This window comes from Streptomyces alkaliphilus (genome assembly GCF_014141535.1).
Taxonomy (GTDB): domain Bacteria; phylum Actinomycetota; class Actinomycetes; order Streptomycetales; family Streptomycetaceae; genus Streptomyces; species Streptomyces alkaliphilus.
Map to the genome: position 1 here is coordinate 1 of NZ_VKHT01000079.1, position 10,240 is coordinate 10,240.

8 protein-coding genes are annotated in these 10,240 nt (G+C 72.8%); all 8 read right to left on the reverse strand.

The features are described from left to right. Positions 1 to 104: 104 nt before the first annotated feature. Entirely contained in the window at positions 105 to 362 is a 258-nt protein-coding gene (locus FNQ90_RS04820; protein WP_143617382.1) for an acyl carrier protein, read from the reverse strand. A 108-nt stretch (positions 363 to 470) separates the two neighbouring features. Continuing rightward, the gene (locus FNQ90_RS04825) at positions 471 to 2,189 is read right to left on the reverse strand and encodes a phytoene desaturase family protein (RefSeq protein ID WP_143617384.1); all 1,719 of its coding nucleotides are present in this window, start codon (positions 2,187 to 2,189) and stop codon (positions 471 to 473) included. A gap of 49 nt (positions 2,190 to 2,238) precedes the next feature. Next, entirely contained in the window at positions 2,239 to 2,958 is a 720-nt protein-coding gene (locus FNQ90_RS04830) for a 2-hydroxychromene-2-carboxylate isomerase (protein ID WP_182605122.1), read from the reverse strand. Positions 2,959 to 2,987: 29 nt separating this feature from the next. Next, positions 2,988 to 3,989 (reverse strand): hypothetical protein, encoded by a 1,002-nt coding sequence (locus tag FNQ90_RS04835; RefSeq protein ID WP_182605123.1) that lies wholly within the window; start codon positions 3,987 to 3,989, stop codon positions 2,988 to 2,990. Beyond that, positions 3,874 to 4,830, reverse strand: coding sequence for an alpha/beta fold hydrolase (locus FNQ90_RS04840; RefSeq protein ID WP_182605124.1), 957 nt, complete (start codon positions 4,828 to 4,830; stop codon positions 3,874 to 3,876). Before FNQ90_RS04840 ends, FNQ90_RS04835 begins: the two co-directional genes overlap by 116 nt. A 283-nt stretch (positions 4,831 to 5,113) precedes the next feature. Continuing rightward, a complete protein-coding gene (locus FNQ90_RS04845) occupies positions 5,114 to 6,319 on the reverse strand; it encodes an NAD(P)/FAD-dependent oxidoreductase (protein ID WP_182605125.1) in 1,206 nt (401 codons plus the stop codon). Next, positions 6,316 to 8,103 carry an amino acid adenylation domain-containing protein gene (locus FNQ90_RS04850; RefSeq protein ID WP_182605126.1) on the reverse strand — a complete coding sequence of 596 codons (1,788 nt, stop codon included), beginning with the start codon at positions 8,101 to 8,103 and terminating at the stop codon, positions 6,316 to 6,318. Before FNQ90_RS04850 ends, FNQ90_RS04845 begins: the two co-directional genes overlap by 4 nt. 48 nt (positions 8,104 to 8,151) lie before the next feature. Continuing rightward, on the reverse strand, positions 8,152 to 10,240 hold a 2,089-nt coding region (locus tag FNQ90_RS04855; RefSeq protein WP_182605127.1), incomplete at its 5' end, for an amino acid adenylation domain-containing protein.

Below are 10,240 nucleotides of genomic sequence, written 5' to 3' on the forward strand. Positions count from 1 at the left end.
GTCGGCAGCGTCAAATGAGTATAAGAGACAGGTGCCCGGGGGCGCCGGTTCCGGGGGTCCGGCGGCGTGCCGCCGGACCCCCGGTCACGCGGTCCCGGCCGGACCTACTTGGCGTTGATGGCCTCCTCGACCACCGCGTAGACGCCGTCGAGGTTGACCATCCGCTCCAGCTCGGTCTGGTCGATGGTCACCTTGAACTCCTTCTCCAGGCCGGCGAGGATCTCGATGGCCCGCAGGGAGTCCGCGCCGTGGTCCTCCTTGAAGAGGCTGGTGCCGGTCACCTCGTCCTCCTCCAGCTCCAGGACGTCGCAGACGAGCTCCTTGATGCGCGCCTGACGGTCGGTGTCGATGCTCGTGGTCATCCGAATCTCTTCCTTCTGGTTGGGTGTTTCTTCGGGTGGTTGGCTCAATGGGCGGTTCGGTCGTTCACGTGCGGTCCGCCCGCCCGGGGCCGGGCGGACCGCACGTCCTCACCCGGACATCCCGGCGAGGTCGCCGCGTCGGGGTCGGGGCGCCCCGGGGGACCGCCGGGCGCCGCCCCGGCAGACCTCCCTGGGGTCCCAGCCCCCGGGTCGTTCCGGCAGGAGGTCCGGATCGCCGTACACGGTCCCGCCGCGGGCGGCGGCGAGGAGGGGTTCGCCGAGGATGTCGGCGGCGCAGGAGATGCCGCCGAGCATGACGCCCGCGATGCCGTTGCCCGCCTGGGTCCCGGCACCGACGACGTGCAGTCCGGTGAGGCTGGTGGCCGTGCCGGGCCGGGCGGTGCCGCCCCACTCGGCCATGCCGAAGGGGGTGCCCCCGGAGGAGAGCGTGTACCGCTCGTGGGTCAGCGGGGTGGCCGCCTCCAGGTGCGTGATGTGCTCGCGCAGCGGTCCGATGGCCTTCTCGGCCGCGCGCAGCGTGGCCTCGATCAGCTTCTCCTTGCGCCGCAGGTAGACCGGGTTGCGGCGGTACTCGCCGCCGGCCGCCGGCCCCTCCTCCACGCCCCACCAGGGGTAGTCGGCCGGGCACAGCGTCATCACCTGGAGGTTGGCGTGGCCCGGTGGGCACAGGGCCCGGTTCTCCGGGTCCTTGAGGGAGGCGAAGGAGCAGAAGAGGAACGGCACCTCATCGGTCCCGCCCGTCCTCGCCTGCTCGAAGTAGCCGTCGATGTCGTCGGTGTCGTACCACCACAGGTTGGCGTTGGGCCGGTCCCGCAGGTCGGTGTCGAGACCGAGGTAGAGCACCAGCCACGGCATGCCCATCCGGGCGTTCTCGGTGCGGGTCACCACCGACTTCGGGAAGTGTTCCGCGCCGACCAGTTCGAGCACCGTGCGCGGATAGTCCGCGTTGGAGACCACCAGGTCCGTCCTGATCGTCTCGCCGCCGTCCAGGCCGACGCCGACGACCCGGCGGTCCTCCACGAGGATGCGGCGCACCCTGCTGCGGGTGCGCACCCGCCCCCCGTGGGCCTCGATCACCTCCACCAGGCCCGCCGCGAGCACCTGTCCGCCACCGGCCGGGTAGTAGGCCCCGCGCAGGTAGTGGTCGGTGACGCCGGTGTGCCGCGCCACCGTGGCCTGACGGGGCGTCAGTCCGTAGTTCGGGGACTGCGCGGCCAGTACGGTGCGGGCCCGCGAGGACAGGCCGCAGTGACCGAACAGGTCGTGCAGCGTCCGCCTGCCCCACTGCCGGATGGTGGCGGTGTTCGCCGCGATGTCCGCCACCGACCAGGTGTGGGCCTCGAACACGGCCGCGCGCTGTTCCTCGCCCAGGGCCGAGCAGATGTCGACGAAGGTGTTCAGCCCGTCCGCCTCGTCCGGCATGGCCCCGGTGAGCCGGCGCCGGTACTCCTCCCACCCGGCGGCCATGTCGACCGCGACGCCGGGCACCCTGATCAGGTCGAATCCGTCTTGGTCCATCTCCAGGAAGTCGACCCGGTCGCGGAGCCCGACCCCGGCCAGGATCGACGGGATGACCCCGCCGGGCGCGCAGTCACCCAGGTAGTGGACGCCGACGTCGAACTCGTAGCTGCGGCGCCGCCGGAACACGTGGCTGTTGCCGCCCACGATCGAGAACTGCTCCAGCACCAGGACGCGTTTGCCCGCGGCGGCCAGGTAGGCGGCGGTGGTCAGGCCGCCGAGACCGGCCCCGACCACGACGGCGTCCCAGTCGGGGCCCGTCGCGCCGCCGTGCGCGGTGCTGTCCACAGTCGTCTCCTCATCGCTTGCCGCAGTGATGCCTGCCACCGGTCCGGCCTCAGCCGCAGCCGCCGGCGTGGCCCTGGTCGCCCGCCGCCGGCAGCAGGTCGGCCCGGGCCGCCGGGTCCGGCTCCCGGACGGCCGGCGTGCCGGGCCGCTCGGTGCCGAGGAGGGAGCGCACGAAGGGGGCGACCCGGTCCACGCCCCAGAACTTCTCCCTGCCGTTGATGAAGAACGGCACGCCGAACAGGCCGTCGTGGGCGGACTCCGCGAGCAGGGCGGCGCCCCGCTTGCGCAACCCGGGGTCCCGGTGGGCCGTGGACAGCCGATCGGCGTCGAGGCCGAGCCCCTCGGCGATGGCGGCGATCACCTCCGGGTCGGAGATGTTGCGCCCCTCCTGCCAGCGGGCCCGCTGGGCGGCGACCACGAAGTCCTTGCCACGGCCCTCGTCCTCGGCGGCGATCCACGCCAGGTGGGAGACCTCCCAGCACGGATCGCGGTCGATGGGCCAGGTGATGTCGGTCAGCCCGCGTTCGCCGGCGAGCCTGCGGGTGTCCTGCAGGATGTAGAAGTTCTTCGCCCGGCTCATGGCGACGATCGGGAGGGTGACACCCTCGTCGGCCAGCAGCCGTGCGGTCTCCTCGTCCGGCTCCCAGAAGGGCAGCCAGTCGATGGAGTCGAGCACCTCCGGGTGGGTGCTCGTCAGGTCGCGGTGGGCGAGCCAGGAATACGGGCTGCGCAGGGAGAAGTACCAGCGCGGCCGACGGCGGGAAGCCATGGGGGGTCCTCCGGGAGCGTCGTGGTGGGTCACTCGCCGCGCAGCGCGCGCAGGACCTCGTCGTCGAAGACGGCCATCTGCCACTCCGACTCCGGGGTCTCCTTGTGGCAGTAGCCGTGCGTGATGGAGCCGGTGGCGGTCCTGACGAGCCGGCCGTCCCGCACGACGTAGAAGTCCAGGCGGGAGGTGTAGAGCATGTCCTTGAAGATCGACTCCACGGTGTAGACCGTGTAGAGGTTCTCCTCCATGACCGTCTCGTCGGTGAAGCGCAGCTTGCACTGGGTCACGACGGGGATCCAGCCGCGTTCGTCGAGCATCCGCTTGATGCTGATGCCGCGGGAGGCGACGAAGATGTGCTTGGCCTCCTCCATCTGGCGCAGGTAGCCCGACATCTGCATGCGCTCGGTGAAGTGGCAGTAGTAGTAGGGGACCTTCCACTTCCAGCCGACGGCGTTGTCGTCGCCGATGATCTCGGCGAGCACCGGGTCGGTGTCGGTGTTCTCGCCGCGGTGGACCGCGCCGGCGAAGTCGTCGACCGGGGTGGCCTCCAGGGCGGTGGGCTGCTCGGTCGCCAGCCGGTCGACCACGAAGCGCCGCAGCTCCGCGGGGAGCGGGTCCGGGTTGTCGATGTTCGTGTCGCGCCGCAGCAGCACCCGCAGCTTGGAGGTGACGGCCTTCTTGGGGGCGCCGTCGCGCTGCACGATCGCGCTCACCGCGAAGACCATCTCGGTGTCGGTCTCCCGGATCTTCGGGGTCACCTCCAGCAGCACGTCGTCGTCGAGGGTGAGGACGGTGTGCAGCCGGGTGTCCACGCCGACCACGTCGAAGTTGACGCCGTGCACGAGGTACAGCTCGGTGGCGCCGAGACCGACGGCCCGGAAGTGGTCGAGGACCGCGGCTTCGAGCAGGTAGTGGTCACACTTGAAACCGATCGCGGTGTTGATGTTGCCGCCCTCGTAGGAGGGACGCATCGTCACCGAACTCGGTTCGTTCAGCAGCTTCTTGATCTCGACATCGGTCAGGGTGGCCATCGATGTGCTCCCGTACTCGGTTGGCCGTCGCCGGGGGGTGCCCGGCCGACAGGGTGGTGAGGAATCGCCGGACGGCGAGCGAGAACCGTTCCGGACGTTCGGCCATCGGTGTGTGCCCGCAGTCGTCGATCCGGTCGATCGAGGCGTTGCCGAGCCGGGCGGCGAGGAGTTCGCCCTCGGCGGGCGGCGCGATCGGGTCGCGGTCGCCGACGATGACGTGAACGGGCAGGTTCACCTGTTCGACGCGCAGGAAGGGGGTGCGCAGATAGGCGTGCAGGTAACGGACCACCCAGTGGGGGCCGAGCTGCGCGCAGGCGTGTTCGGCCATCTCGGCCCGCAGGTCCGGGTCCAGCGGCTTGCGGGCCATCACCTGGATGCCGTCCTCGGCGCCTAGCCGCAGCCGCTCGAGGAACCCGGGCAGTTCGGACCAGGCGAAGTCCTCCGGTCGCGGCCGGAAGAACGGCGAGACCAGCACGACACCCCGCACTCCGAGTTCCCGGGCCGGGTCCGCGCCACCGGCCGCGGCATCGGCGAGCCGGGCGAGCAGGAGGAGCGTCGCGTAGGAGTGCGCGATCACCACGTCCACGCCGCCGGGGATCCGGGCGATCGCCTCGGTGATCCGGTCGCCCTCGTCCCGTTCGGGGACGGCGAACGGGCCGCCCGCCCGCCAGGGCAGACCGGCCGTCCACAGGTCGAGGCCGGGGGGACGGTGCGCGGCGAACGCGTTCCAGCAGCTTTCGCCGCTGCCGAGGCCGTGCAGCAGCAGGGCGCGGGGGCCCGCCTCGGCGGGAGCGCCCAACTGTCGGAGCACGAGCGGCTCGACATCGCCTTTCCGAAGCACCGAATATCCCTTTCCGAATGAACTCGGACAGCGGAGAACAACACCGGAGAGAATTCCCACCGGCACGCCGTCACCGACGCCGGGAATATCCTCGGCACCGCCAAAGACCTGGTCAACGACTTTGCAGCGACATGCAATCCGTCGCGCGCGGCATGCCGAACGGAATTGCCGGACGGCCCGCGGAGCCGACGCCCGGTGGCACCCGGGCGGCGAAATGACGCGTCGCACACCCGATCATCCCGGAAACGCGGCGGGCGGAAAGAGCTCTTTCAACAAGCTGCGACTACAAATTTTTCCAAGCGGCGACGACGTCGTCCGCGCCGGACGGCGCCGCCAGCGACCGCCGGGCCGCCACGAGGGCCTTGGGCCAGTTCACGGTCAGCGCGGCGCCCAGACGGGCTCCGCGCCGGTAGGCCACGGCGAACCGGCGCGAGGGTCCCGCGCCGCGCACCACGGTGACCTCGTCGGCCGGATCGGGCCGGCCCAGCAGGGTGATCCTGCCGCCGTACTGGTCGGACCACAGGAAGAAGGCGTGCCGGTGCGCCACCGGGGTCGGCCCGACGATGCCGCGCACCACGACGTCGGCCTGCTCCACGGCGTTGGTCCAGTGCTCGACCCGGGGGTGGCCCCCGAGCACCGGGTCGTGGCAGCGGGCCACGTCGCCGATCGCGTACACGGTGCGCTCGGCGTCGACCGCGCAGTACTCGTCGCACAGGACACCGCCGTCCTCACCCAGCGGCACCCCGGAGCCGACGAGCCAGTCCGTGTTCGGCCGGACCCCCACGCCCACCACGACGGCGTCCGCGGCCAGCGTGCGTCCGTCGGTGAGCGCCACCCCGGTGACCACCGGGTCGCCGACGAGTCCGGCGACGGAGACCCCGCACAGCAGCCGCACCCCGTTGTCCTCGTGCAGCCCGGCCAGTTCGGTGGCCGGCTCCCGCCCCAGCAGCCCGGCCAGCGGCGCGGGCAGGGACTCCACCAGGGTCACCTCCGGGCCGCGGGCCCGGATCGTGGAGGCCACCTCGGCTCCGATGAAGCCGCCGCCGACGACCACGACCGAACCGCCCGGGCCCACCCGGTCCAGCCCGGCCCGCAGGGCGTGGCAGTCCGCGAGCGTGCGCAGCGGGTACGCGCCCCGACGCGGCATCCCGGGCAGCGTGCGCGGCGACGCGCCGCAGGCCAGGACCAGCCGGTCGTACCCCACCTCCTCCCCGGTGTCCAGCCGCAGCACGCGCCGTGCGGTGTCCAGGCCGACGGCGGACGCGGTGTACCGCCGCGCGCCCCACTCCTCGGCGCTGCCCAGGGAGGCGCGGTCGGGCGTCCAGTCACCGGCGAGGATCTGCTTGGACAGGGGTGGCCGGTCGTAGGGCGCGTCGGGGTCCGGATCCACCAGCGCGATCGACCCCGTCCAGCCGGCTCCCCGCAGCCCCGCCGCGACACGACTGCCACCGACCGAGGTCCCGACGATCACCACGCGGGGGCCGCTCACGAGACCCCTCCGTCGGTGACGAGGGCCTGCGTCGGGGCGATCTCGGCCAGGGCGCGCGGGGTGCGCAGCTCCAGGACGTCCCGCAGGCCGAAGGTCAACCCGGCCCCGCGTGCCCGGGAGGCCAGGCGGGCGGCCCGGAGGCTGTTCCCGCCCAGGGCGAAGAAGTCGTCGTCGAGGTGGATCGCGGGCACGTCGAGGATCTCGGCGAACAGGGCGCACACCAACGCCTCGACCGCGGTTTCCGGCTCGGCGCCCGCAGGGGCGGACCGGACGGGTGGCTCGGGGAGCGCCGCCTTGTCGAGTTTGCCGTTGGAGGTCAGCGGGAGGTCGTCGACCGGGACGATCGCCTGGGGGACCATGTGGGCGGGCAGTACCCGGGAGAGGGCCTCCCGCAGCGCGTCGGGGTCGGGGGTGGTGCCCTCCTCGGGCACCGCGTAGCCCGCCAGGTACCGGTCACCGGAACGGTCCTCGCGCGCGACCACGGCCGCCCGGAGCACCCCGGGCAGGCCCGCGAGCACCGAGGTGACCTCACCGAGTTCGATCCGGTAGCCGCGGATCTTCACCTGATCGTCGGTGCGGCCCAGGTACTCCAGGACCCCGTCGGGTCGCGACCGCACCAGGTCGCCGGTGCGGTACATGCGTCCGCCCCCGCCGAAGGAATCGGCCACGAACCGCTCGGAGGTGAGGTCCGGGCGGCCCCAATAGCCGCGCGCCACCTGCCCACCGGCGATGTACAGCTCGCCGACGGTGCCCGGGTCGACCGGCCGCAACCGCTCGTCCAGGACGTACAGGTCGGTGCCCGGCGTCGGGAACCCGATGGGGGTGGCGCCGGGCTCGATGCCGTCCCGCGGGCCGATGCGGAAGGTGCAGCACCCGACGGTCGCCTCGGTCGGACCGTACTCGTTGATCACCGCCGCCCCGGGGTGGGCGCGGCGCCAGCGCTCCACGACCTCGCCGATCAGCATCTCCCCGCCGACCACCAGTTCGCCGGTCGGTGCCAGCCCGCCCGGCAGCACGGTCAGGATCGGCAGGTGCGACGGGGTCGCCTTGACGAAGCCCGGCCGCCCGTCCGCCGCGCCGTCCTCCCCCGGCTCCCGGTCCAGCGACGCGACCCGCACGCAGCCGCCCGTGAGCAGGGGCCCGTACAGCGCGGTGACCGTGAGGTCGAAGGCCACGGGCGAGTGCAGCAGCGCGCCGTCCGCCAGGCCCGGGTACTCGGCGCGGGCGAACTCCAGGTAGCGGACGAGGGTGTCGTGCTGTACCGCGACGCCCTTGGGCCGGCCGGTGGACCCGGAGGTGTGAATGACGTAGGCCAGGTTCCGCGCGGTGAGCGGCGCCACCCGGTCGGCGTCGGTCGGGTCGTGGTCGGGGCCGCCGGCCGCCTCGGCGGCGGCGAGGGCCCCGGCGACGGTCAGGGTCCGCGGGCCCCCGGCCCCGTGCTCCGGCTCCTGCCCGTGCTCCCGGACCAGCATCAGCTCCAGTCCGGTGTCCCCGACGATGAACGCGACCCGTTCGGCCGGGCAGTCCTCGTCGATCGGGACGTACGCCGCGCCGGCCTTGAGGATGCCGAGCAGGGCCACCACCAGGTCGGTCGACCTGGCCATCCGGACCCCGACGAGGCACTCCGGGCCGATGCCCAGGGCGATCAGGTGGTGCGCCAGCAGGTTCGCCCGGCGGTTCAGCCCGGTGTAGTCCAGCTCCCGACCGCCGGAGCGGACGGCGGGGGCGTGCGGCGTGCGTGCCACCTGTCGCCGCAGGAGGTCGGGGAGGGGCGATTGAGCCATCGTGTCTTCCTCTTCCTTCGGAACGGGGTCGCGGGGCCGGGGCCCCGGTCACCCGGCGCGATCCGCCGCCAGCTGACGGATCGTCGGACGCAGGTACAGGTCGCGCATCGCGACGGTGAAGTCGCCGCGCCGGCGCAGTTCGGCTCCCATCCGCATGGCCAGCAGGGAGTTGCCGCCGAGGTCGAAGAAGTTGTCCTCCGGGCCGACCGGGACGCCGAGCACCTCGTGCCAGACCTCCAGCAGCACCGCCTCGAAGGAATCGCCGGGTGCGGCGGCGACGGCGCCGTTGGCGTCCTCGGCCCCGGTCCGCTCGGCGGGGCGGGCCGTGGCCGGCGCGGCGGCGGCCATCGGGGTGGGGCGCGGCAGCTCGCGGGGGTCGAGCTTGCCGTTGGTCGTCAGCGGCATCCGGTCGAGCACGGTGATCGTGGAGGGCACCATGTACTCGGGGAGGAACCCGGCCGCGCGCTGCCGCACGGACGCGGTGTCGTCCCCGTCCATCACCACGAACGCGTCGATCCGGGCCGTCGCGGGGTTCTCGGGGTCGGTCCGGTTGAGCAGCACGGCCGCCGCGCTCACCTGCGGGTCGTCCAGCAACACCGAGCGGATCTCGTCGAGTTCGATGCGGAAACCGCGCAGTTTGACCTGGTTGTCCAGCCGGCCCAGGTGCTCCAGGCGTCCGTCGGGCAGCAGCCTGCCCATGTCCCCGCTGCGGTACATCCGCTCGCCGGTGCGCGGGTCGGTCGGGAACCGCTCCTCGGTGAGTTCCGGCTTGTTCAGGTAGTGCGAGGCGACGCCCACGCCGCCGACGTGGATCTCACCGGCGACGCCCACCGGCACCGGTCGGCCAGCGGGGTCGGTCACCCGCACCCACCAGCCGGGCAGCGGGCGCCCGACCGACTTCGAACCGGCGAGCGCCTCGGCCCTGGTGACGGTCTGCGCGGTCACGTGCACCGTCGTCTCGGTGATGCCGTACATGTTGACCACCCGGCACCCGGTCTCGGGGTGTCGGTCGAACCAGGGCAGCAGGATCCGCGGGTCGAGCCCTTCGCCGCCGAACACCACCAGCCGCACCGGGGCGGGCTCCGCCCCGTCCCGCTCGACCTCCACCAGATGGGTGAAGGCCGACGGGGTCTGGCTGAGCACCGAGACCCGTTCGCGGAGCAGCAGCCGGTGGAAGTCCTCCGGCGAGCGCGAGACCCAGTAGGGCACCACGACCAGGTGACCGCCGGTGAGCAGGCAGCCCCAGATCTCCCACACCGAGAAGTCGAAGGCGCTGGAGTGGAACATCGTCCAGGTGTCCTGCTCCCCCAGGCCGAACTCGCCGGTGGTGGCGGCCATCAGGGCGAGCACGTTCGCGTGCGGGACGACCACGCCCTTGGGCCGGCCGGTGGAGCCGGAGGTGTGGATGACGTAGGCCGGGTCGTTCGGGCCGGTCCGCGAGGAGGGCGGGCCGTCGCAGTGCCCGGGCGCCAGCTCCGCGAGTTCCCGACCGCCGATCACCCGGACGGACTCGCCTTCGGGGAACTCCGCGTGGTCGGTGACGACCGTGGTGAGTTCCGCGTCGGTGGCGATGTGGAGCAGTCGGTCCCGGGGGTGGGCGGGATCCATCGGCACGTAGACGGCGCCCGCCTTGAGAACGGCGAGCAGCGTGACGATCAGCTCGGCGGACCGCTCCAGGCACACCCCGACCCGGTCCCCGTCGGCCACGCCGACGCGCCGCAGGGCATGGGCGAGTCGGTTGGCCCGGTCGTCGAGTTCGCCGTAACCCAGTCGGGTGTCCTCGAAGCCGACCGCCGGCGCGTCCGGGCGGGTCGCGGCGATCTCCGCGATCGCCTCGTCGATCCGCCGCGGGACGAAGGGGACCGGCCCCGTGGGGCGGCCGAGCTCGTCCAGGTGGTCCAGCTCGTCCCCGTCCAGCAGCCGTACGTCCGGGACGGGGGTGTCGGGCGACCGCAGGAGCGCCCCGTGCGCCCGGCCCACGTGCCGCAGGAACTGTTCGGCGAGGTCGGGGAGCAGCTTCCGCGAAGAGAAGTCGCAGCGCAGCGTGCGATTCCCGGCGGTGTCGCGGACCACCGAGACGGTCACCGGGAAGGGCGGGAACTGGAAGGGCAGGTACTCCGTCGCGGGGGCGTTCGCC

What these genes read in the sequence shown, in the direction of transcription:
- FNQ90_RS04830 (WP_182605122.1), bottom strand. Translation starts at nt 2,958, where the DNA reads ATGGCTTCCCGCCGTCGGCCGCGCTGGTACTTCTCCCTGCGCAGCCCG.
- FNQ90_RS04820 (WP_143617382.1), bottom strand. Translation starts at nt 362, where the DNA reads ATGACCACGAGCATCGACACCGACCGTCAGGCGCGCATCAAGGAGCTC.
- FNQ90_RS04850 (WP_182605126.1), bottom strand. Translation starts at nt 8,103, where the DNA reads ATGGCTCAATCGCCCCTCCCCGACCTCCTGCGGCGACAGGTGGCACGC.
- FNQ90_RS04835 (WP_182605123.1), bottom strand. Translation starts at nt 3,989, where the DNA reads ATGGCCACCCTGACCGATGTCGAGATCAAGAAGCTGCTGAACGAACCG.